This is a genomic window from Bradyrhizobium sp. LA2.1 (assembly GCF_040547725.1).
GTDB classification, from domain to species: domain Bacteria; phylum Pseudomonadota; class Alphaproteobacteria; order Rhizobiales; family Xanthobacteraceae; genus Bradyrhizobium; species Bradyrhizobium barranii.
Window position 1 is genome coordinate 183,645 of sequence record NZ_JBEPQI010000010.1, and the last position, 21,618, is coordinate 205,262.

The 21,618-nt window shown below is 60.5% G+C and carries 17 protein-coding genes; 13 read left to right on the top strand and 4 right to left on the bottom strand.

The window, feature by feature from the left end; translation table 11 throughout:
• Positions 1-317: 317 nt before the first annotated feature.
• From ABIB95_RS21330 to ABIB95_RS21370, 9 genes are all read left to right on the top strand, one after another.
• Positions 318-1,631 carry a type VI secretion system protein TssA gene (locus ABIB95_RS21330; protein WP_354242056.1) on the top strand — a complete coding sequence of 438 codons (1,314 nt, stop codon included), beginning with the start codon at positions 318-320 and terminating at the stop codon, positions 1,629-1,631.
• A gap of 127 nt (positions 1,632-1,758) precedes the next feature.
• Positions 1,759-2,286, top strand: a complete 528-nt coding sequence (gene tssB, locus ABIB95_RS21335; protein WP_028156839.1) for a type VI secretion system contractile sheath small subunit — start codon at positions 1,759-1,761, stop codon at positions 2,284-2,286.
• A 16-nt stretch (positions 2,287-2,302) separates the two neighbouring features.
• Positions 2,303-3,805: a type VI secretion system contractile sheath large subunit gene (tssC, locus tag ABIB95_RS21340; RefSeq protein ID WP_071911365.1), complete on the top strand. Its 1,503-nt coding sequence runs from the start codon at positions 2,303-2,305 to the stop codon at positions 3,803-3,805.
• A 48-nt stretch (positions 3,806-3,853) separates the two neighbouring features.
• Positions 3,854-4,339 carry an Hcp family type VI secretion system effector gene (locus tag ABIB95_RS21345; protein ID WP_014493489.1) on the top strand — a complete coding sequence of 162 codons (486 nt, stop codon included), beginning with the start codon at positions 3,854-3,856 and terminating at the stop codon, positions 4,337-4,339.
• A gap of 180 nt (positions 4,340-4,519) precedes the next feature.
• Positions 4,520-5,068 carry a type VI secretion system baseplate subunit TssE gene (tssE, locus tag ABIB95_RS21350; protein ID WP_175627381.1) on the top strand — a complete coding sequence of 183 codons (549 nt, stop codon included), beginning with the start codon at positions 4,520-4,522 and terminating at the stop codon, positions 5,066-5,068.
• A 1-nt stretch (position 5,069) separates the two neighbouring features.
• The gene (tssF, locus tag ABIB95_RS21355) at positions 5,070-7,037 is read left to right on the top strand and encodes a type VI secretion system baseplate subunit TssF (protein ID WP_354241859.1); all 1,968 of its coding nucleotides are present in this window, start codon (positions 5,070-5,072) and stop codon (positions 7,035-7,037) included.
• Positions 7,001-8,065, top strand: a complete 1,065-nt coding sequence (gene tssG / locus ABIB95_RS21360; RefSeq protein ID WP_354241862.1) for a type VI secretion system baseplate subunit TssG — start codon at positions 7,001-7,003, stop codon at positions 8,063-8,065. Before tssF ends, tssG begins: the two co-directional genes overlap by 37 nt.
• Before the next feature lie 97 nt (positions 8,066-8,162).
• Positions 8,163-10,802: a type VI secretion system ATPase TssH gene (tssH, locus tag ABIB95_RS21365; protein WP_354241865.1), complete on the top strand. Its 2,640-nt coding sequence runs from the start codon at positions 8,163-8,165 to the stop codon at positions 10,800-10,802.
• Between the two features lie 5 nt (positions 10,803-10,807).
• Positions 10,808-12,394, top strand: coding sequence for a methyltransferase regulatory domain-containing protein (locus ABIB95_RS21370; RefSeq protein ID WP_354241868.1), 1,587 nt, complete (start codon positions 10,808-10,810; stop codon positions 12,392-12,394).
• Between the two features lie 89 nt (positions 12,395-12,483).
• Here the strand turns inward: ABIB95_RS21370 and ABIB95_RS21375 are convergent, their stop codons facing one another.
• The gene (locus ABIB95_RS21375; RefSeq protein WP_354241870.1) at positions 12,484-13,113 is read right to left on the bottom strand and encodes a hypothetical protein; all 630 of its coding nucleotides are present in this window, start codon (positions 13,111-13,113) and stop codon (positions 12,484-12,486) included.
• A 201-nt stretch (positions 13,114-13,314) separates the two neighbouring features.
• On the opposite strand from ABIB95_RS21375, the gene ABIB95_RS21380 reads away from it, so the two are divergent.
• Together ABIB95_RS21380 and ABIB95_RS21385 are read left to right on the top strand one after the other, a co-directional pair.
• Positions 13,315-14,193 carry a hypothetical protein gene (locus ABIB95_RS21380; protein WP_167770483.1) on the top strand — a complete coding sequence of 293 codons (879 nt, stop codon included), beginning with the start codon at positions 13,315-13,317 and terminating at the stop codon, positions 14,191-14,193.
• A gap of 212 nt (positions 14,194-14,405) precedes the next feature.
• A complete protein-coding gene (locus ABIB95_RS21385; protein WP_354241873.1) occupies positions 14,406-15,404 on the top strand; it encodes a hypothetical protein in 999 nt (332 codons plus the stop codon).
• A gap of 120 nt (positions 15,405-15,524) precedes the next feature.
• Here ABIB95_RS21385 and ABIB95_RS21390 read toward each other — a convergent pair whose 3' ends face one another.
• Both ABIB95_RS21390 and ABIB95_RS21395 read right to left on the bottom strand, forming a co-directional pair.
• The gene (locus ABIB95_RS21390) at positions 15,525-16,427 is read right to left on the bottom strand and encodes a hypothetical protein (RefSeq protein WP_354241876.1); all 903 of its coding nucleotides are present in this window, start codon (positions 16,425-16,427) and stop codon (positions 15,525-15,527) included.
• Between the two features lie 117 nt (positions 16,428-16,544).
• A complete protein-coding gene (locus ABIB95_RS21395) occupies positions 16,545-17,111 on the bottom strand; it encodes an OmpA family protein (protein ID WP_354241878.1) in 567 nt (188 codons plus the stop codon).
• Between the two features lie 373 nt (positions 17,112-17,484).
• Here ABIB95_RS21395 and ABIB95_RS21400 point away from each other — a divergent pair, with 373 nt between their 5' ends.
• The gene (locus ABIB95_RS21400) at positions 17,485-18,513 is read left to right on the top strand and encodes a hypothetical protein (protein ID WP_354241881.1); all 1,029 of its coding nucleotides are present in this window, start codon (positions 17,485-17,487) and stop codon (positions 18,511-18,513) included.
• A 496-nt stretch (positions 18,514-19,009) separates the two neighbouring features.
• Positions 19,010-19,927 (top strand): lipid A biosynthesis lauroyl acyltransferase, encoded by a 918-nt coding sequence (locus ABIB95_RS21405; RefSeq protein ID WP_354241884.1) that lies wholly within the window; start codon positions 19,010-19,012, stop codon positions 19,925-19,927.
• Here ABIB95_RS21405 and ABIB95_RS21410 read toward each other — a convergent pair.
• Complete coding sequence (locus tag ABIB95_RS21410) at positions 19,907-21,523, bottom strand: B12-binding domain-containing radical SAM protein (protein WP_354241886.1); 1,617 nt, start codon at positions 21,521-21,523, stop codon at positions 19,907-19,909. The two genes, ABIB95_RS21405 and ABIB95_RS21410, sit on opposite strands and share 21 nt — an antisense overlap.
• Positions 21,524-21,618: the final 95 nt, after the last annotated feature.

Sequence of the window (21,618 nt, forward strand, 5' to 3'; positions counted from 1 at the left end):
GCTGCAAAAAAGCTGATCAGACGTTATGCAAGAACGACGGAAATCCTGCGTGCCGCCGGCTGTGCCGGCAAGCCCGCCCCAGGGCTGGGCTTCCTGACGTTCCACAACGGCCGCCAAAGAACTACCCCGGGCCATCAAGTAGTCGGCTCCAAGAGCTTGCCGGTTCACGCGAAAATGGCATGATCTTCGGGAATGAACCAAGGTCGGCAGGCATCTGACCCATAGGTATAGATTCCGGATCATGCGCCCCCGCGCGATCCCCTAGTCGCCACGGGCTCGGCAGCGGGGCCGTGATCGAGCAGATGGACGGTCCGCATATGCTTGACGTCGCCTCCCTGACGCAGCCCATTGCCGCTGACGATCCCTGCGGGCCGGATCTCGACGCCATCGGAGACGTCCAATATCTGAACTTCTTCGCAGGTGCGGAATCGCTGCTGCCGATGTCGTTCTTCGAGGTCGTCAATGCCAACGGAGAGCGTGGACGCTTCGATCCAAAGGCAGTCGATTTTGCCGGCCAGTTTGCCGCCGCGCAGCCCATTCTGGCGCGTACCCGCGATCTACGTCTGAACCTGCTGCTGGCCAAGTTTTCAATCCTCAACCGCGATCTCGACGGCTTTCTCTGCTGCCTGAAGGCGACCAACCTGCTGCTGCGCGAGCAGTGGGAGGCGGTGCATCCGAAGGGCGAGGACGGCGACTACGCACTTCGCGCCGTCACAGTCGAGGCGATCGACGTGTTCCCGACCGTGATCAACCCGCTCCAGTTCCTTCCCCTGATCGAGAACCGCAGACACGGCAACCTCAACTACCGTGCCTATCAGATCGCTCACGGCGAAATTCCCGCCGGCGACGCCGACGCCGACGGGCCTGATCTGGCGGCCATCGAGCGCATCGTCAGCGAGACAGATCTCGACACTCTCAAGGCAACCAGCGGGCGGTGCTCCGCGGTCGCTGCTGAAATCGCGGGTATCAAGCAAACCTGGCACGAGAAGTTGAACGCGGGGCAACCGATCAGCCTCGACAGGCTCTCTGGCTTGGTTAACGGCATGGCTGCCTGGCTTGCGGGTCTTGTCGCGTCGCGCGATCCGGCCGCGATCGCCGCAACCGCGGAAGATGTCGGTCCTGTCGATGCACAGGCACCGTCAGACACGACCGGTGTGGTGACTTCATCCGCACAGGCATCTGCAGCGCTTGCAGCAGTGGCAGACTATTTTGCCCGAATGGAACCGTCCAACCCGGCACTGTTGCTGGTGCGTCAAGCGCAGGAGATGGTCGGCAAGTCATTTATTGAAGTCATGCGGATGCTGGTGCCCGCGCACGTGGAGAGCGCTGCGATCAACATCGGGCGCGACAAGGTCTTCGACCTGCCGATCGAACGGATGGCGGAACTCGCCACGTCACTCTCATCGACGGCCGAGAACAACACCCAAGACATTGTATTTTCAGTGGAAAGCAGAGCGCAGGCCTTGGGCCTGCTGGCGAAGGTGGCGTCGTTTTTCCGAACCGCAGAGCCGTCCAGCCCCATCCCCTTTTTGGCAGATCGCGCACGCGACCTCGCGCAACGAGACTTTCTCAGCCTTTTGAATGATGTTCTTCCTGAGGGAGCGCTTAAAACAATCGACAGATCGCATTGAACCCAGCTTTCGCTCGAGGGCACTAAATGGACACAAGGATGTTTGCCGACCGCAGCAACTTGAAGTCCCCTAGCCGATCTGCGTCGCGCAAATTCGACGTCCAAAGCGATTTCGTAGTGAGGGAACCATGGCTACAGATAGCGGTCAAAAATTCATTCGTCGAAATCGCGCACCACGCGTGCACATCACATACGAAGATCCTTACGACGCCGAGCGGCTGATCGAACTGCCGTTCGTCATGGGCGTCCTCTCCGACCTTTCCGGCAATAACCCCGGCGTCGAGAAGACGAAGGTCGAGGAGCGCAAATTCCTCGAGTTCGACATGGACAATTTCGACAGCCGCATGGCGGCAATCCAGCCCGGCGTGACGGCGCGCGTCGCCAATCGTCTCAGCGACGGATCAGACGAAAAACTTTCGGTCAATCTGCGCTTCAACAAGATGGCCGACTTCACGCCCGTGGCCGTCGCCCGCCAGGTGCCGGCTACAGCCAAGCTGCTCGAGGCGCGCGAACAACTTGCCAACCTGCTGCGCTACATGGATGGCAAGGTAGCCGCCGAGGATCAGCTGAAAAAACTTCTGGCCGATCCTCAACTGATGGCAGCGCTTCGGGAACGCGCGATCAGCCAGTCGACCGAACCTGGCACCGAGAGCTAAGGAAGGAACGGGGACCATGGCAAAAGAAGCTGTTCACAAAGAGAGCACCACCCAGGTCAAGACCGTCGAAGCTGACGAGTTTGCCACTCTGCTGAAGCAAAGCTTCAAACCGCGCACCGAACGCGCAGCGACCGAGGTCGACAACGCGGTATCCACGCTCGTTCAAGAGGCATTGAAAGACTCGAGCGTCATCAAGTCGGACGTGCTCGACACGATCGAGGAGATGATCGCGCGGATCGACCAGAAGCTGACCGCGCAGATGAACGAGATCATTCACGCACCCGAATTCCAGGCGATCGAAAGTACCTGGCGGGGCCTCCACTACCTCGTCTTCAACTCGGAGACCGACGCCAACCTCAAGATCCGGGTCATGAACGTCTCGAAGACCGAGCTGTATCGTAATCTGCGGCTTTATCCCGATGCGCGCTGGGACCAGAGCCCATTGTTCAAGCAGATCTACGAATACGAGTTCGGCCAGTTGGGCGGCGAGCCGTTCGGCTGCCTTATCGGCGACTACTATTTCAGCCACCTCCCCACCGACGTGCAGTTGCTGCGCGATCTCAGCAAGATCGCCGGTGCCGCACACGCCCCCTTCTTCAGCGGCGCCGAGCCGACGCTGATGGGAATGGACTCGTGGACCGAATTGTCCAACCCTCGCGATATCGGCAAGGTGTTCGACACGCCGGAATATGCCGCATGGAAGGGACTGCGCGACCAGGACGACTCGCGTTATCTCGGCCTGTGCATGCCGCGCGCGCTGGGTCGCCTCCCCTACGGCGCGAAATCGGAGCCTGTGGAAGAGTTCGCCTTCGAGGAGGAGACAGACGGGCACACCGGCGACAAATACGGCTGGATCAACGCGGCCTATGCGATGGCGGTCAACATCAACCGCGCCTTCAAGGAGTTCGGCTGGTGCACGCGCATCCGCGGTGTGCAATCCGGCGGAGAGGTCATCAATCTGCCGACGCACACATTCCCGACCGACGATGGTGGCGTCGATCTGAAATGCCCGACCGAGATCGCCATCAGCGATCGCCGCGAGCACGAACTTGCAAAGGCGGGCCTCATCCCGCTGATCCATCGCAAGAACACCGACAAGGCCGCCTTCATCGGCGCCCAGTCGCTTTACAAGCCGAAAAAGTATTTCGGCGAGAAGGGCGTGGATGCAACCGCGTCCGACAACCTGTCGTCACGTCTGCCCTACATGTTCGCAGTGTCTCGCTTTGCGCACTATCTGAAGTGCATGGTTCGCGACAAGATCGGATCCATGAAGGAGAAGGATGAGCTGACGGTCTGGCTGCAAACCTGGATCAACGAGTACGTTGATGCCAACCCAGCCCTGTCGTCAGAAGCTCAGAAAGCGCGCAAGCCGCTGGCCGCTGCGAAGGTAGAGGTCATAGCAAACGAGGAGAACCCGGGATATTACAACGCGCGCTTCTTTCTTCGTCCGCACTTTCAATTGGAAGCGATGGATGTCGGCCTCAGTCTGGTTTCACGCCTGCCAGGTCCCAGCTCCTGACGCTGCAGCATCGCAACCGTACACACAGAAATTTGAGAGGACCATGCTATGGCTGTCGACATCTTCCTGAAACTCGATCCGATCAAGGGCGAGTCGCTGGACGACAAGCACAAAGACGAAATCGATATTTTGAGCTGGTCGTTCGGCGAGAGCCAGACCGGTACCTTCCACAGCGGATCGGGCGGCGGCGCCGGCAAGGTCAGCGTGCAGGATCTTCACTTCACGCACTTCGTTGACAAAGCCACGCCGGAACTTTTCAAGGTCTGCGCAAACGGCAAGCATATCGACAGCGCGATCCTGACGGTCCGCAAGGCCGGCGAAAACCCGCTGGAATATCTCAAGATCGAGATGAAGCAGGTTCTCGTCACGAGCGTATCGACAGGCGGATCGCACGGCGAAGATCGCCTTACCGAGAACGTGAGTCTGAACTTCGCGAAGGTCAAGATGATCTACAAGACCCAGACGGAGAAGGGTGGCGCCGGAGCTTCGCCGACGTTTGGCTGGGATGTTCCTGCCAACAAGGAATGGGCCTGATTGTCGGCCCCTCGCCTGGCGCCGGTTGCGAATGGCGAACCGGCGCCAAGCGGTGCGATTTTCATCGCACCTCTCGTCCGGCCCGGTTGCGGGCCCGAAAGCCTGCTGGGCGACGCCAAGTCGGACACCAACGTGCGCCCCCCGGGATTGCATGCGAGTTGGGCGTCATGGGGACCGTGAATGACCATTGCACCAAAGAAGGATCGGCTCTCTCCCCCACTGATGCTGGCATTTCGCTCAGCCCATGAAGCGCGCGACGCACGCAAGAAGCTCAATCTACGCGATGAGTCTGGCGAGCGGGTCATTGCAGGGCGGCGGAGCGCGGGCCGATTTCCAATCTCGGAAACGTTGCTCCGGCGCGAGGTCTCCCATGACCTCGAAACGCTCCTCAATACCATTGCCCTGGAATCGACCCTGGATCTGGACGGCCGCGATTGCGTCCGAACCTCAATCCTGAACTTTGGCTTCCCTGATATTGCCCACCGTTCGATCGACGAGGTCGCCGACGACGAGCTCACGGACGCGTTGCGCGAGACGCTCACGACTTATGAACCGAGGCTCGATCGCAACACCATCCGGGTCCGACGCGACGGCTCGGTCGGCCCCGAGCAACTCAAGCTGCGCTTCATCGTTCACGCCGACCTGAAGGCCGAGCCGCTCAACGTCCCCGTGGAGTTCGTCGCCGACGTCGACCTCGACAGCGGCGATATCCAGATCAACCGACTTTAGCATGAACCGCGAATTCCTGGATTTTTACAATCGTGAACTGTCACTGCTCTACGAGCAGGCCGGGGATTTCGCCGAAGAGTATCCCGGCATCGCAGAACGCCTCGGTGGGCTGATCCGGGATCGCTCAGATCCCATGATCACAGGATTGCTGGAAGGTGCCGCATTTCTCGCCGCTCGCGTTCAGCTCAAGCTCAAGCACGAGTTCCCGGAATTCACTGCAAACCTGCTCGAGCAACTGGTTCCGAATTACCTAGCCCCGACTCCGTCGGCCATGCTGGTCACGGCACGCCCCCCCTATGCCGACCCAGCGCTACGCGATGGCAAGAAGATCGCGCGCGGCGCCTATTTCGACGCCACCTATCGCGAGAGAGAACGAAGTCTTGCCTGCCGATTTCGACTTTGTCGCGATATCGCTCTTTGGCCATTTGACGTCACTGGCGCCGAATACTTCTCGACGGCAGGCGCGCTGCAGGCGCTCGGGATTCCCGTCGGCGGCGACGTCATCGCTGGGCTCAGGCTGTCGTTGACCCACCGTACCGCGGCCCGGCTCGATGAGGAGCTGCCGGACGCAGAGGCCAGGACCAAGCCGGAAACCTGGTTTGCAGGCTGCCGCACGAGCGAACTTGCGATCTACCTTTCAGGCGCGGAATCCGACGCCATTGCGCTTTACGAGCAATTGATCTCGAACTGCAGGGGCGTCTACTTCCGGCATCTCGATGATTTCGGCGATCCGGTTGTGACTCGTGCGCCCCATGACTGCGTGCAGCAGATTGGTTTCGACGAAGACGAGTCGCTGTTTCCCAACGACAACCGGGTCTTTCGCGGCTCGGAGCTGCTACGGGAATATTTCATGTTTCCACGCAAGTTCCTCGGCTTCAACCTGACGGGACTTCGCAGCGTGATGCCACGGCTGCGCAGCAAATCGATCGATATCGTCTTCGCTTTCGATGAACACAATTCACGGCTTGCCGCCGCGGTGCGGCCCGATACCTTCAGGCTCTATAGCGCGCCGGCAATCAACCTTTTCGAGAAGACGAGCGATCGCATCCCCGTCAAGTCGAATACGCACGAGTACCATGTGGTGCCCGATCGCAGCCGCTATCTGGAATACGAACCGCACCAGGTGCTCGAAGTCTACGCGCACTTTCCGGCCGACAAGGACAAGCGGCCGGTGCGCCCGCTGTATTCGGCCGCCGTCGACCGGACCAGCGGATCGGTCGAGGGGCTTTATTTCACCGTTCGACGGCTGCCCCGGCGCCGCACAGTGGGAGAAAAGACGTACGGCGCATCCTCGGACTACACCGGGACGGACATGTTCCTGTCTCTGCTGGAGCCCGGTGAACTAAGCGGCGAAGGTGCGGTCGCCGAACTCAGCGTCCGGGCGCTGTGCTCCAACCGGCATCTCACGGAACACTTGCCGGTCGGCCAGGGCGGCGCCGACTTCCGCCTGCTGGACGATACTTCCCTTGATCTGATGTGCGTCGCTGGTCCCACCCGACCACGCGAACCGATCGTGGCCCAGATGCGCAGCCGCAGCGAGATCGCGAACAGCGGAATCGTCAGCTGGCGGCTGATCAACATGCTGAGCCTGAACTATCTCGGCCTCGTCGAGCGCGGTGGCGGCAAGAACGCCGGAGCCCTGCGCGAAATGCTGTCCTTGTTCGCCGACCAGTTCGACGACGCCACGGAACGCAAGATCCGCGGCGTGCGCAGCATAGAAAGCCGGCCGGTCGTACGGCGGGTGCGCGAGCGCACCGGCAGCGGCGCAGCGCGCGGCCTGGAGATTACCATCACGCTCGACGAGAAGGCATTCGAGGGCAGCGGCGTGTTCTTGCTCGGAGCCGTGCTGGAGCGCTTCTTCGCCGACTATTCGGGCTTCAATACCTTCACACAGACGGTCGTCTCGACGCCGGAGCGCGGCGAGATCATGCGTTGGCCGCCGCGCATGGGCACGCGGAGACCTCTATGACGCTGATCGACCAGATGAAGGCGGAGCCCTGGCGGTTCGATTTCTTCAATACGCTGCGCCAGCTCGAGCGCGCCAACTCGGATCGACCGCGGATCGGTGACAGTGCTGCACGCCGCGATGAGTATATCGACCTCGGCCAAGTGCCTTATCTGGAGTTCCCCGCCTCCAACCTTGCGGCCGTCGACGACGTGGGTGGCCGGCTCAGGATATTCGTCAAATTTCTCGGTCTCCTGGGGCCGCAGGGCGCGCTGCCGCTTGCCACCACCGACGAAAGCCTCAGTTGGTGGCTGATGCGGGATGACGCCTTCCCGCGCTTTCTCGATCTGCTCAACGGACGCTTTCTGCAACTCTTCTTTCGCGCCTGGGCCGATGCGCGGCCGATCGCTCAGCACGACCGTCCGGCGGATGATCGCTTCATCGCCTATGTCGGCTCCTTCACCGGCCTCGGCTCCGATGTTTTCGCCGATCGAGACACCGTACCGGACATGGCGAAGCTCAGCTTTGCCGGACTGATCTCCCCCAAGGCGAAGTGTGCGTCACGGTTGACGCGGTTCCTGCAGGGGCTGTTCGACGTCAAGGTCGAGATCGACGAATTTGTCGGCACCTGGCTGTCATTCGACCCAAGTCATTGCAGCCGGCTCGGCGGAACCCATGCCAGGCTCGGCCGGGACGCTCTTCTGGGCTCACGCGTGTTCAGCGTCGAGGACAAGATCAGGGTGCGGGTCTTTGTCAAGAATTTCACCCAGTACGAACAGTTCTTGCCGACCGAAGCGCGCAACTTGTCGGAGCCTCTGGCGGACGCCGTGTTCTTCTATATCGGCGACGAATTGGAATGGGAGGTGGAGCTCGCCATTCCGGCGGGAGAGGTCGTCCCGGTCAGGCTCGGACAGAGCGGACGACTTGGATGGACCACCTGGGTTTCGCCGAATTGGACTTCCACGGAAGAATATCGCCGCGATGCCCGCTTTCAGCTCGGCGAGCGCTTGAGCGCCCGTCGGGCTGCCGCAGCCAATGCCCCGGCGATTTGAACCTATCCGTAGCGCCGATTGCCTAAAGCTATGGGATTCGATGAAATTTCCGCTTGATGCCAGGCATCCGCGGATGGATTAAGCAGGAGGATCCGCCGTGACCGACATCAGCATTGAGGCTGTAACGGGCAAGCTGAACCGGGCCGGCTATGATGCCTTCATACAGGCCCTGCGCCACGCGAAGAGCGCCGGCAATCGCAACGTCGAGCTTGCGCACTGGCTGTTTCATATCCTGCAGCAGGAACGCAACGATCTCAGCCTCTCGGTCGATCATTACAAGCTCGACCGGGCGCGCTTGTTGTCGGACCTTGCCGGCGTGATCAATGGCTTTCGTAAGAACGAAACCGACATGCCGGGCGTCGCCAATCCGGTCATCGATCTGCTCGATCGGGGCTGGCATTATGCCACGCTCTTCTTTGGCGAAACCCAGATCCGCACCGGTCATCTGCTCGTGGCGGGCCTGAAATCGAACGATATTCGTCGCACGCTGAACAACCTCTCGCAGGAATTCGCCAAGGTCAACGTCGACGCACTCGCCGCGGAGCGCCGCAATGTCTGGGCTGGCTCCGACGAGGAGACCATGCGGCCGATGGACGGTTCGGGCCTGGTCGGCGCAGGCACGGAAGGCGCGGCCCAAGCGGGTCCCAAGGGGACGACGCCGCTCGACCGGTTCTCTCAGGATCTCACCGCCAAGGCCAAATCGGGTGAGATGGATCCGATCCTTGGCCGGGACGAAGAAATCCGCCAACTGATCGACGTGCTGATGCGACGGCGGCAGAACAATCCAATTCTTACCGGCGAGGCTGGCGTCGGCAAGACCGCAGTTGTCGAGGGATTCGCCCAGCGAATCGCCGCCGGCGACGTGCCGCCACCGCTCCGCGGTGTAAGGCTTTGTGCGCTCGACATCGGCCTGATGCAGGCCGGTGCTTCCATGAAGGGTGAGTTTGAGCAGCGCTTGCGCTCGGTGATCGACGAGGTCCAGAGCTCACCCACCCCCATCATACTGTTCATCGATGAAGCCCACACACTGATCGGCGCCGGCGGCGCGGCCGGCACCGGTGATGCGGCCAATCTCCTGAAACCCCCTCTCGCCCGTGGCACGCTGCGCACGATCGCCGCCACCACATGGGCAGAATATCGCCAGTATATCGAGAAAGACCCCGCGCTCACACGACGCTTCCAGCCGATCCAGATCGATGAACCGGAAGTGGAGACCTGCTGCATCATGCTGCGCGGACTTCTCGGCCCGATGGAAAAGCACCACGGCGTTCGTATCTCCGATGCTGCGATCGTCGCGGCGGTCAACCTGTCCCACCGCTACATTCCTTCACGGCAGTTGCCGGACAAGGCGGTCAGCCTGCTTGATACCGCCTCGGCGCGCGTGGCCATCAGCCAGAGCGCGACGCCAGCCCTGATCGAGGATGCACGCGTTGCGATTACCGCTCGTGAAGCCGAGAAATCGGCACTCGTCAGCGACAGCGATCTTGGGCTTAAGGACAGCGACCGCATCACGGCGATCGACAACGACATTGCGGCACTGAAGGACAAGCTGACGAACCTCGAAGCCGATTGGGCCGCAGAGCAGGAACTCGTCAAGGACATCCGGAGCATCCGAGAGATTCTGTCCCAGCCCAAAGAAGGCGAAGATCCGGCTGTCAGGCGCGCGGAGTTGCGCGGCAAGTTCGACACACTTGAGAGCATCCATCCGGAGAAGCGGATGGTCTATGCCCATGTAGACCACCAATCGGTGGCGTCCGTTGTCTCTGACTGGACCGGCATCCCGGTCGGCCGGATGATGCGCGACGAGATCGAAACCGTGCTGAAGCTACCGGAGATCCTCAACCGCCGCGTCGTGGGCCAGTCTCATGGGCTGACGATGATCGCCAAGCGAATCGAGACCAGCCGCGCCAAGCTGGACAACCCCTCGAAGCCGATCGGCGTGTTCATGCTGGCTGGTCCATCCGGCGTGGGCAAGACCGAAACCGCCCTGGCGCTTGCCGAGACCCTTTACGGCGGCGAGCAGAACATGATCACGATCAACATGTCGGAGTTCCAGGAAGCGCACACCGTCTCGACCTTGAAGGGTGCACCTCCCGGCTATGTCGGCTATGGCGAAGGTGGACGCCTCACCGAGGCTGTCCGGCGCAAGCCCTACAGTGTCATCCTGCTCGACGAGGTGGAGAAAGCTCATCCCGACGTCCACGAGATCTTCTTCCAGGTGTTTGACAAGGGAACCATGGAGGACGGCAACGGGCGGCGGATCGACTTCAAGAACACCTTGATCATCCTTACCACCAACGTCGGCACCGATCTGATCATGGGCCTCTCGCGCGATCCAAAGTATCGCAACGAGCCGGAAGAGCTCGCCAAGATGCTGAGGCCGGAACTGCTGAAGGTGTTTCCCGCAGCGCTGCTCGGACGCATCGTCTCGATACCGTACTTCCCGCTATCCGACGAGATGCTGGCCGGGATCGTTCGGTTGCAGCTCGACCGGATCGGACGACGCCTCCGCGACAATCATAGCGCGTCCTTCGACTACGATGACGCGGTCGTGGAGCACATTGTGTCACGTTGCAACGACCCGGATTCCGGCGGGCGAATGATTGACAACATCATCACCAACACCCTGCTCCCGGAGCTGTCGCGCGCGTTCCTCAGCAAGTCGCTTGCCAAGGAAGAAATCAAGCAAGCGCGGGTCTCGATCGAGAACGACAAGTTCGCATATTCGTGGAATTGAGGACGATGAACATTCAAACCGAGCATCGCCCCCCGAACACCGGTCCCACGCCGTACGACGAGGTCTACTACCCCGGCCACGTCTACGGGCTCACTCATCCGAATCATCTTGCTACCATTGCCGCCGTTTACGGCATGCAGTCAGCGCCGGTGGAGCGTTGCCGGGTGCTGGAGCTTGGCTGCGGCGTTGGCGGCAACCTGTTGCCGATGGCCTTTCAATATCCAAGCAGCGAATTCGTCGGTGTCGACCTGAGCGGCGTGACGATCGAGCGCGGCCAGCGAAATATCGCCACCTTGGGCCTGAGCAACATCAAGCTCCTCCATTGCGACATCATGAATGTCGACGCAGGCTTCGGGGAGTTCGACTACATCTTAGCGCACGGCGTGTATTCCTGGGTGCCGCCGGCGGTGCGCGAGAAGATGATGATGATCTTCAAGCAGAACCTGGCTCCGCGCGGGGTCTGTTACGTCAGCTACAATGCGCACCCGTTCTCGCATCTTCGCGACATGGTCCGCGACATGATGCGGTATCACACCCGCCGTCTCACCGGCATGAAGGAGAAGGTCGGACAGGCCCGCGCGATCCTGAAGTTCCTGAGCGACGGTTCGAAGGCCAACTCGGTGCACGGCGCAATTATGCGCGACCAGTACAACCGCGTCCTCAAGTCCCCCGACGAGCTTCTGTTTCACGACGATCTCGATGATGGCGCCGAGGCGTTCCTGCTGCATGAGGTCGCCGAGGACGCAAGCCGCCATGGCCTGCAATATCTGGGCGATGCTGATTTCTCGCGACGCTATCTTGCCGGCTATTCCGAGGAGGTTCGCGCAACGCTGCAGCGCTTCCCGGAAAGCGAGTTCATGGCGCGCGATCAATATCAGGACTTCATCGACGGCAACGGCTTTCGGCGCACCTTGCTCTGCCACGACAGCATTTCACTATCCCGCCAGGTCGACCTCGATTTCGTCACCCGGTTCCATTTGCTGAGCACGACCAACCCGGTCGACCCCGACGCCTGCGTGACCGACGATTCCGCGATGGAATTCGAGAACCAGGACGGCAGCAGGGTCACGGTAACCAATCCGCTCTTGAAGGCCGCGCATCTATGTCTGGGCCGGGCCTGGCCGCGAGCATTATCATTCGAAGAGTTGCTCGATGGGGCCCGCACGCTGCTGGGCGACCGGCAGGCGGATGATGACCAAAAGGTGCTGACGGAGGCGATGTTCATCCTGGCTTGCAGCGGCGAGGTTTCGTTCCTGCTGTCGCGTCCCTTTTTGTTGAAGGAAGCTACCGCGCATCCGCAGGCGAGCCTGCTCGCGCGAAGACAAGCGCAAACAGGTCCGCTCGTCACCAACCTCCTCCACCAAACGGTGCAGTTGGAGGACGACCGGACCAGGGATTTCCTGCAATTGCTCGACGGAGCGCGGACCATCGACCAGATCACGGCCGAAATGACCGAAAAATTCGGCCCGACCATCCGGATAGACCAGAAGGATAGTGCCGGGCAGCCTGCCGAGCCGTTATTGCTGTCAACGCGAGAAAGCGTTCAGCGCTCGCTTGCGATGGTCGGTAAGCTGGGCCTGCTGGTCGCGTGACGCACTCAAGTGCGTCGGCTCCGTTGGCGATGAACGGCAGGAGTTGGAAGCTCCTGCCATTTCCTGCAACGGATGCGGCCCCAGGCACTCTAGCCGTCGTGGGTATATTGCTGGCCGAGAAGCCATCCCGTGAGAATACCGCCGGGTCCGCTGGCATAGACCGGATCAAGGCCAACACCTGCGCGCAGCATCTTCCATTCATGCTCGCCGACCCAGGGAATCCCGGGATCGCCCTTCTGATACTGGGACAGCAGCGTTCGGGCGACCTCTGCGGCATTGGCGTAGATCGGCCCGTTGGCCCAGCTAGGGCGGGGCAGGCCTGTCATGCGGCAATAGAGCGCCGTGCAGACGTAGGCAGACGCCTCTTCGGCATTGGCATCAAGGCCTGTACGCAACAGATCGTATGCCGCATGCAGGCTCTCGTGGACGATATAGGCCTCGTCCATCCGCCCCGCTGCCGACACGACCTCGAGCGTGTTCGCCGCAACCGCCGTGCCGTCCGCCCTGGTTCTCGCGACATCGTTGTATTGTGCAGCAACGCCTGCCGCGAGATCCGTCGGAGGTCTGACGGTGACCTGCCCCAACCGGATCGCACGGGCGACGTGATGGAACGTTTGCGGCGCAATCGTCACATGGCTGCCGCGGATCGGAAACCGGAAGCGCATGCGTGCGACCGCCGGGCCATGGAGTACGTCCAACACCCTGCTTCGCAGTGACATTTGATCGTCCTCGTTGTTCGCACTACCCCACGGTTGGTGGTCGCCGTTTCCGATCAGCAGGTTCAAACAGTCATTGCACCGGCGCGACAGGAATTCGAATAACCTGGGCCGGGCGGCAGCTTGATCGAACGAGCCGGCATTGAACCCGAACCCGTCCGGGCGAGACCAATTTGGGGCGAGGATTGCCTCGGAGTGCGCCCCATGACGACGACCGATCCGACGACGACCGACACTTACCGGAAGATCGCGGCGCGACTGACCATGCTGCGGCCGCAGATCGATTTGAAGAATTATTTTGCCGGCCCCAATCCGGATGTGCGCCTTTATGACGAGAAGCCCTACATCCGACACCAGCTCGAGAAGTATGGTGTCGCTGCCGCGACGACCACGCTCGACGGCGTCACCTTCCTGCCCAAGGACTGGGAAGAGCTGATCAAGAAGCTGCGCATTGCCAAGACGACGGACGGATTCGACGCCTTCGCCGAAGGGCAAAGCCCGGAGAAAGCGTCGCATTGGGCCCTCGATCTGTCGATGGCGGCAACGATCGGCAAGGGGTTTCGGGAGATCTGGCGCCCAAAGCTGTCGGACAGGCCGCTCTCAACGCGGGATCTCCCGGGCCGCCACGGCTTCGGGCTCGGGCGCGACCGCGGACAATGGAGCGACGCCTACAGCTCGCAATTCGGCAAGGACCCGCAGCCCCAGGACATCACCTCGTTGCATTTCGCCGTAGCACCTGATCGGGTGAACGTGCACATCGACGAAACAGGCTTCGTATTCGAAGGCGTGGACGGCGCCCTTACGGTCGGGCCGAACTTCGTGCATCACGCCGGCAATGAGCTGTTCTGGAAGAGCAACAAGCATATACCGCAATGGGCCGCGGAGCACATCGATCTGATCCTGCCGAACAGCGCGAACGATTTTTCGCGCGTGGGCATTTCGGTCGACATGTACCAGCGCAAAGACTTGCGTGTCACAGTCACCGGCTCCTGCGGAATTTTCGGCGGTTTCGAGTGCTCCGGAACCGTGAGCATCAGCGGCACGCATGATCTGCTCGGCTCGAAGTCAAAAGGCCGGCGCTAAAGCGGATATCGCTCGTTCGACATTGCTCCGTGTCTACGCCTCCAATCTACGAATGGGGCTCTTCAATTTGCCACTGCCCGTTGGTGGCCCGACTGAATGGAACCATCGAACCGCCTCGAGGTAGCGGCGACGAATAAGTATTGGCGGCGAGAACGCGTAGTTCCGCAGGAATCAGCGGGGGAGGTCTTACATTGCCGAACCAGGAAAGGCCGTTGAAGCCCGTCGTCGAAAGCTATGTACCGCCCGCGGGAATCCGGCATGCGGTGACGGCAGGCGAGACCTGGATATCCCTCGCCAAGCGGATCGGCATCGACCCCTGGGACCTCGTCGAGTTCAATTTTCCGGGCATCAAGCTCGTCAAGCAGCGCGATTTCCAACAAGCCACACGCCAGGTCAACTGGTACCTGGCCGAGTATGTAGGCTGCCGCGCGATGTCGCCTGATCGCCAGAATTTCGCGTTTTCCTCCGGTACGACGGGCGGGAGAGGTGGATGGCGAGGGGGATTCATCTATCTGCCGCCAGGTACGCCGCCTCCCCCGCCGATTGCGCCCACTCCACCGGTTGCGCCCACCCCAGCGGCTCCGACCCCGCCGGAATGTGAAGGAAGCCGACCCGACTTCGCGCGCGTGCTGGACGTGAGCGAACGGGATTTCGCGCGCAACGTTTTTGGCCCGACGCTGCCGCCGTGGGAGACAATTGCGATTACCAATGGCCTGGGAGCAGGCGGAAGACCGTGGACGAACGATGGACCGTTCTTCAGGGGAAGCAATCCCATGGTGCCGAGCATGCGGTATGCCATCAATCTTGGCAGTGTCGCGTTCAGTAACCTGGCATCGCCCAGCCCCACCTTCGGTCTCTTGTGCGACGACTTCGGTCGCATTTGCGACCTCTTCGTGCACGAGATGACCCATGTGTGGCAGGCGTTCAACGATTCAAACTGGACGATGGCGCGCTCCTTCTGGGCGCAGACAATCGGTTCCGGTTACGAGTACACGCCGGGCGATTCCTGGGACTCCTACAACGTCGAGCAACAGGCACACATCGTTGAAGATTGGCACAAATACAAAATCAGTTTTCCGATGCTTGCCGAGGAGCGCTATCCGTACGTCCGGCTCGTGATCCGCTCTGGACGCCTCACTTTTCCTCGCGGGCTGGATCTTGTGGCATTGAAAAAGGACCTTCAAGATCTGCGCGCAAGGCACCTGGACTAGAATCCGCTGCAAGGGAGTGATCGGGAGTCTACTTAACTGAAGCACCGACACGCCGAGCATTCGACGCGGTGCGGTCGCGCATTCTTCCTCTCAAGAGTATTTTTCCGACTTGCGTGCTGGTCAGCTTCGCAGCGCAAGCACACGGAGAAGAATTGCGCGGCCGCCATGCGACAGGCGATCGTGAAACAGTTCGGAGAGCCGGTCTCCACGCTTCCGCACCGAAAACCTCTTCCGGAGCTCATGGGCGCGAGACAGCGAGCAATAGAGAAAATCACGACGTAGCCGGCGCAGTCGGTTGCCATACCCTTTAACATCGGCGCTCGCGTAGGCCTCCATCAGGGTGCGCACCAAATAGTCGTCGCTCGGATCAACATAAGTTTCGTGGGAAACGCTCGATGATCGCATGGACACAGGTTCATCGCTCGACAGAAATAAGTTCCTGCGGGTCAGCCCATCCGATACGCCCGTCGCTTCTTTTGTGAAATCTCCATAGTTCACAAAAGGCAGCGCTGCGAGCTGCCGGCGCAGATTTTCGAGCGTCGCCGACGGGATCCGGACGCCGTTGCCCGCGCTGGTGTCGAGCTTATTGGCGCGCACCGTGGCGTAGAGGTCGCCCCAGAATTTGTCCCAGGGGGCGGTGCCGTTGCGGTTAGACGAGGGATTCTTGCGAACGCTATATGTGGTTTGAGTGAGGTAGGCCGCCAGTTCGCCCATGTGGCGCGTAACAGCGCCGTCAGGATCATAGACGTCGATCATGGCGTGGACGCACTCATGCAGGAGCAGCGCCCGATCGCTATCATTTACGGGCGGCGCTTTCTTCTGCGTCAACAGAACATCCGTAACCTGATCGTAGAAGGCGAGATCCTGAGTGCCGCCCTTCACCAATATATTGCCGGCACGAATGTGATCGCGAACTGTCGTCAAGTATTCGCCCTTGATATGGATCTTGTCGACGTAGAACTCGATGCCAAGCGCTACCGAGTCACTGAGTGTGTCCAGGACGTCGCCTTCAGTCAGTGGCATGACCTACCTCCCTTCCGTGGTCGAGCAATAGTGGTCCGGCCAGGCCCCGCAAGCGCTGAAACGCTGTACTGCACTAATAGGAGCCGCCCGCCCCTCCGTTCGCGTTGTGGAAGGTGGCTAGATCGTCACGCCGCCGCCGCCGAAGACTTCGACGACCACAGCGCGATTGGCGGCCCTGTTCATCACAGTCGTGTTGTCCTTCAGATACTCGTAGAGTGAAGCGGGCTTGACGGAGAAAACGCGCGAGCGGGCGCTTGGGCCGAACAGGTGAAAGACGTTCTTGGCCCGGCCCGTGCGCAGGAAGCTGTTGTTCCGTTCGCCGCCGGTGCTGTCGCTGTATCCGACGATCTGGAACTGCAACGACTTGTCGGTCTCGAATCGGATGAGCTGCGCTGCCAACAGCGGATCGCGCTTGGCGATGTTCTTGAGATGCCGCCAGTCGACGCCGAAATCCCAGATGATGAGATATTGGCAGATGCCGGCCGGCGGGACCAGACTGACGTCCACACCGAGATGGCCGACCTCGGTGCGAGACGTCGCGACTTCATTGGCCACGTAGGGAAAGACGGCGGCGCTGTGAACCTTGGCAAGCGGCGAGCACTGCGGTTGCGTCGCCATATTCGGCATCTGTTCCACCGGACCCGGCGGCGTGTATTGCGGCAGTGGCTGCGGCGCGCGTCCCATGGCAATTTCTCCCGTTGCTGGCGTGGCCTGCCCAAAGCTAAGCACTGGAGGGAGCGTCGGCTCCCACCACGGCTATGACTAGTAGTGACGTGAGCGGTCGGGGAAGTTCAAAGACGAGGTGCGGGCGCCCTCAACAGGGCCATTAGCGGACATTGATTGGCCTTCCGCGCTCTCCGGAAAGCGGGGTAGGCTACGCCTATTGCCGTCCATGCCAAATTGTTGCGGAGGAACTGGCCATGAAACTTCGCCGCCGAAATTTTCTGCGTCTCGCCGCGGGGGCCGGCCAGATTGTCTTCCCGCCGCCGAAGGAGGCTCTCATTTCCGCGCGCAAAATTTCGCGTTGACGGACCGAACTGAGACAGGAGAACCAGACATGGCCGCCTTTCAAGAGGTTTTCCGCCGCTCCGGCATCGATGAGCGCCGCAGCCCGCCGGGCATGGTGGTGCCGTTCGGCGGCTCCAACATCGTGGCGCTGATCGATCCCGGAAGAAAGCTCAAAGTCGATCCTAACGCCCATGCCCTCGGGATCAAGGAGATCGATGGCGCCGATACCCTTAGACGCGTCATGCAGGCTAGAGAAACCTTCTCCAAACCCGATATCGATCCGCAGCTCAGGGCGGCGTCACTTCCCGCCACCTTCAATGGCGATGCACGGTTTTTCGAGATCAATGGCCGGATTAAGCCGATTGGTTTTCCCGGCCTGGAGGTGGTGGCCCGGTCGGCCGGCCGGAAGATCGAAGCCAAGCTCTATGTCGTGGTGCTACCGGAAATCAAGATCAAGGTGGCGTTCCGCAATGTCATGGTTCCGGGGAGTGGCGGCGCTCCGGCGTTTCACGCCAAGAAGACCTGCAACGAGCAAGATGAATTGCTGACGATGAACAATATATGGAGGCCGCAGGCCAACATCCGCTTCGAGCGGGTGCCAAGCGACTGGCTGGTCATCGACGACTCGCAGGCTGCCATCAAACAGGAGATCGCCAATGCGACTGGCATGAAGGATGCGAGCCTGGCGACCTTTCCCGATGTGATCGACGTCGAAAAACTGAAGGGCATCTTCGTCAAACACAAAGTTCAGGGCGCCCATCTAACCATTTTCTGCGTCGATAAGGTTTGGTCCAATGGCGGCCTTGCCAATGGCTCGTTTGCTCGAGGGCTGGACCTTGCCTTCATCAGCTCGCAACGCGGGCCTAACACGTCTGCCCATGAATCCGGCCATTTTCTCGGCTACTACTCGAAGAGCGCGACCAAACCTTGGGACAGCCAAGGCCACACGCTGGAGACCGATCCGAAAACCGGAAAAGAGAACAGGGCGGAAGACATCAAGATGCTGATGCGTGGGGGAGGCGCCGGGTGGAAAATTCCGTTCAATCTCGTCAAGGAGTTCCGCGACTTCCCCGGCTAGCATCCGAAGATCAGACAGAAGCTGGAAATCACTCCAGACGTTGAATGTCGCCTTTGGGGCAAAAGCTGCGCCGACGGCCCCGAAACGCTTTCTTTGCCACCTGGCAGGCAGAGCGTGTCATTGGCGATCATGACCGCAACACGCTGCGCCTGCGCCTCGATCCCAAGGGAGAGTCGACAGACCTTGAGCCGGGCATGAGTGTCTGGCTTGAGAACTAGCGAGGACCCGAGCTCCGAAGTATCGCTTCGGCTGCTCACGTCTCAATCGGCTTCGGAGCTGATGTCGCGATTGGACTGCACCCCACGCCTCAGTACGCTCATTGTTACGCGCGAAGCACTCGATCGAACCCGCACGATTCATCTTCCGTTGCAGGCGGACTCGAGAGGCGCGCCCTGCGCAACTCGTCGGTGTCTTCGATCGCATCGCGTATCGGTGGCATGATGATGCGCGCTGAAGCCCGTGGAAGCCGAAATTGTAAGCCAAGGTTGTCGTTGCAATGCGGACCAGGCTCCAACTTCGCGACGTGACCAAGCCCCTGGGCCAAGCGGCGGTGGGCGCGTTGACGATCGGAATACTGCGTGCCGCTCGCCGTTTCGATCCAACCAAGACCGCCAACTTATTCGCTCGGATCACTCGCTCAATCGGGCCCATGATGCGGGAGCAAAAGACCGGTCGAGCCAATCTGACCGCCGCATTTCCGGAAAAATCGCCTACAGAGATTGAGACCATTCTCGCAGGCGTCTGGGACAATCTCGGTCGAGTCGGCGCCGAATTCGCGCATCTTGATCACATCTGGAACTACGATCCCGCACGGCCCGAAGCTAGCAGCATTGAAATCGACAGGCGCTCATATGAATTGTTTACGCAGCTGCGGCTCGACGGCAAACCGGCGCTGATCTTTGCGAGTCATCTCGCTAACTGGGAACTTCCGGCCCTGGCAGCCGTCGCGCACGGGTTGGATACTGCGATCCTGTATCGCCGACCCAACATCGCGTCCGCCGACCGCATCATCCAGGATATGCGCACCGTGAAAATGGGCACGCTCATTCCAGCGGGTCGTGATGCGCCCTTAAGACTTGCCGAGGCCCTTAAAAGTGGCCAGCACGTTGGAATGCTGGTCGACCAGTATCTGACCAACGGCGTCGAGGTTACTTTCTTCGGCCGCAAGACCAGGGCCAATCCGATGCTTGCCCGACTGCTGCGGCAGATTGAGTGCCCGATTCATGGTGTGCGCGTCATCCGTCTGCCCGGACAGCGCTTTCGTGGCGAACTGTCTGAAGAAGTGAAGCCGGTCCGCGATGCCGTCGGACAAATTGACATTCAGGGAACGATGCAAGCGGTCACGTCGGTCATCGAGGGCTGGATCCGCGAATATCCCGATCAGTGGCTGTGGCTACACCGTCGCTGGAGGTAGCACTTGACTGACCGCCGTAGCCCTTAGTGGAGGTACATCGTCCAAATCGGCAATGCGGCGGTCAATCTCGCCGATCACGCGTTCCGAGAACGGCCCGAGGTGCATGTACAGCGCCATCAGCATCACGATGTACCGTAGCGCGCCCGGATTGGTCTCCGCGACTTCGACGAAGGTCTTCCAGAACGGCTCGCGAACCTTCGGCAGGGCCCGCATGATCTGGTGTACGCTGTCGATGCCGCCAAGCCTCTTGCGCACGTCGCCATCCGGCAGGTCGCGGCGTCGGTCGGACCGGTCGAGCATGGCGGCGAGACGCGACAGCCGTCCTGCATATGCTGCCGGACTGTAGACGTGCCCGAGCACGGCCTTGTAATCGGCAAGGATGTCACGAAGCGGACGCTTAGTATCGAAATTGCATCCGAGCGTGCACTGATCGCCCGTCTGCTCGACATTCATGAGGTCATGGCCCTGGTGCAAGCGGCCTTCCGCGGCCAACCGCCGTGTAAGCTGTGTCCCAGGCAGCGCATAAAGCAGTCCAACGATGGAGACTGGAATGCTCGCCTCCTCGATGAGGTCGGCCATTGCCTGTCCTATCGAGCCCTTTTCATTGTCGAACCCAACGATGAAGCCAGCGGTGACGAACATGCCGTAGCCGTAAATCTTGTGAATGCACTCGGCGATGTTGCGCCTGGTGTTCTGCTTCTTCTTCATCTGCACGAGCGTCTCGGGATCCGGGCTCTCGATGCCGACGAAGATCGCGAAGAAGTTCGCATCCTTCATTGCCTGCAACAGCTCGCTGTCGTCCGCGATGTTGATCGAGGCTTCGGTTGAGAACTCGAATGGATAGTCGTGGTCTTCCAGCCAGGCTTTGAGCCGCGGCATCAAGGTGCGGAGGTTCTTCTTGTTGCCGATGAAATTGTCGTCGACGAAATCGACATGCCCGCGATAGCCGTGATCGTAGAGCGCCTGCAGCTCGGCGAGAATCTGATCGTTGGTCTTGGTACGCGGCACGCGACCATACAGCTCGATAATATCGCAGAATTCGCAGGTGAACGGGCAGCCACGCGAATACTGCAAGCCGATGTATAGATAGTGATCGAAGTTGAGCAGATCGTAGCGAGGCATCGGGCTCAGCGTGACATCTATCGTGAATTTCTCGGCGATGAACACGCCCTTGCGTTCGCCGCTTTCCCAGGCGGCGATGAACTGCTCGATGACATGCTCGGCCTCGCCGATCACCTGAAAGTCCGCGTCCGCGTAAAGATGCGGGCTGGAGGAGACGTCCGGCCCACCAACACATACTGGCTTGCCGCGCAGGTGGGCGAGATCGATCAGGTAGATGGCATCCGGCTGCTGGTTGAGCATACCGCCGATCATCACAAGATCGGCCCAGTCGAGGTCCGCATCTGTCAACGCCTCGGTATTGCGGTTGACGAGCCGGATGTCCCAATGCTTCGGCAACATAGCGGCGACGGTGATCAGGCCGAGTGGCGCCGTTGGATACTTCGCGCCGACGAGTTCGCAGGCCTCCGCATAGTTCCAAAATGAATTCGGAACGAACTTCGGATAGATCATCAGGACGCGGCAGGGGATTGTCATGCTGTTCCAGCCCGGGCGTTGATGGCACAATGCCCCGCTGTTTATCGGGGCTCAAGGGTTCGCTTCGCTCGTCAATAAGGCGTTGAGTGCTGATC

Bases quoted from the DNA above. Each gene is read 5' to 3' on its own strand.
- tssC (WP_071911365.1), top strand. From the start codon at position 2,303: ATGGCAAAAGAAGCTGTTCACAAAGAGAGCACCACCCAGGTCAAGACC.
- ABIB95_RS21395 (WP_354241878.1), bottom strand. From the start codon at position 17,111: ATGGGACGCGCGCCGCAGCCACTGCCGCAATACACGCCGCCGGGTCCG.
- ABIB95_RS21380 (WP_167770483.1), top strand. From the start codon at position 13,315: ATGACGACGACCGATCCGACGACGACCGACACTTACCGGAAGATCGCG.
- tssE (WP_175627381.1), top strand. From the start codon at position 4,520: ATGACCATTGCACCAAAGAAGGATCGGCTCTCTCCCCCACTGATGCTG.
- ABIB95_RS21410 (WP_354241886.1), bottom strand. From the start codon at position 21,523: ATGACAATCCCCTGCCGCGTCCTGATGATCTATCCGAAGTTCGTTCCG.
- ABIB95_RS21345 (WP_014493489.1), top strand. From the start codon at position 3,854: ATGGCTGTCGACATCTTCCTGAAACTCGATCCGATCAAGGGCGAGTCG.
- ABIB95_RS21330 (WP_354242056.1), top strand. From the start codon at position 318: ATGCTTGACGTCGCCTCCCTGACGCAGCCCATTGCCGCTGACGATCCC.
- tssF (WP_354241859.1), top strand. From the start codon at position 5,070: ATGAACCGCGAATTCCTGGATTTTTACAATCGTGAACTGTCACTGCTC.
- ABIB95_RS21405 (WP_354241884.1), top strand. From the start codon at position 19,010: ATGCGGACCAGGCTCCAACTTCGCGACGTGACCAAGCCCCTGGGCCAA.
- tssB (WP_028156839.1), top strand. From the start codon at position 1,759: ATGGCTACAGATAGCGGTCAAAAATTCATTCGTCGAAATCGCGCACCA.
- ABIB95_RS21375 (WP_354241870.1), bottom strand. From the start codon at position 13,113: ATGTCACTGCGAAGCAGGGTGTTGGACGTACTCCATGGCCCGGCGGTC.
- ABIB95_RS21400 (WP_354241881.1), top strand. From the start codon at position 17,485: ATGGCCGCCTTTCAAGAGGTTTTCCGCCGCTCCGGCATCGATGAGCGC.
- ABIB95_RS21370 (WP_354241868.1), top strand. From the start codon at position 10,808: ATGAACATTCAAACCGAGCATCGCCCCCCGAACACCGGTCCCACGCCG.
- ABIB95_RS21390 (WP_354241876.1), bottom strand. From the start codon at position 16,427: ATGCCACTGACTGAAGGCGACGTCCTGGACACACTCAGTGACTCGGTA.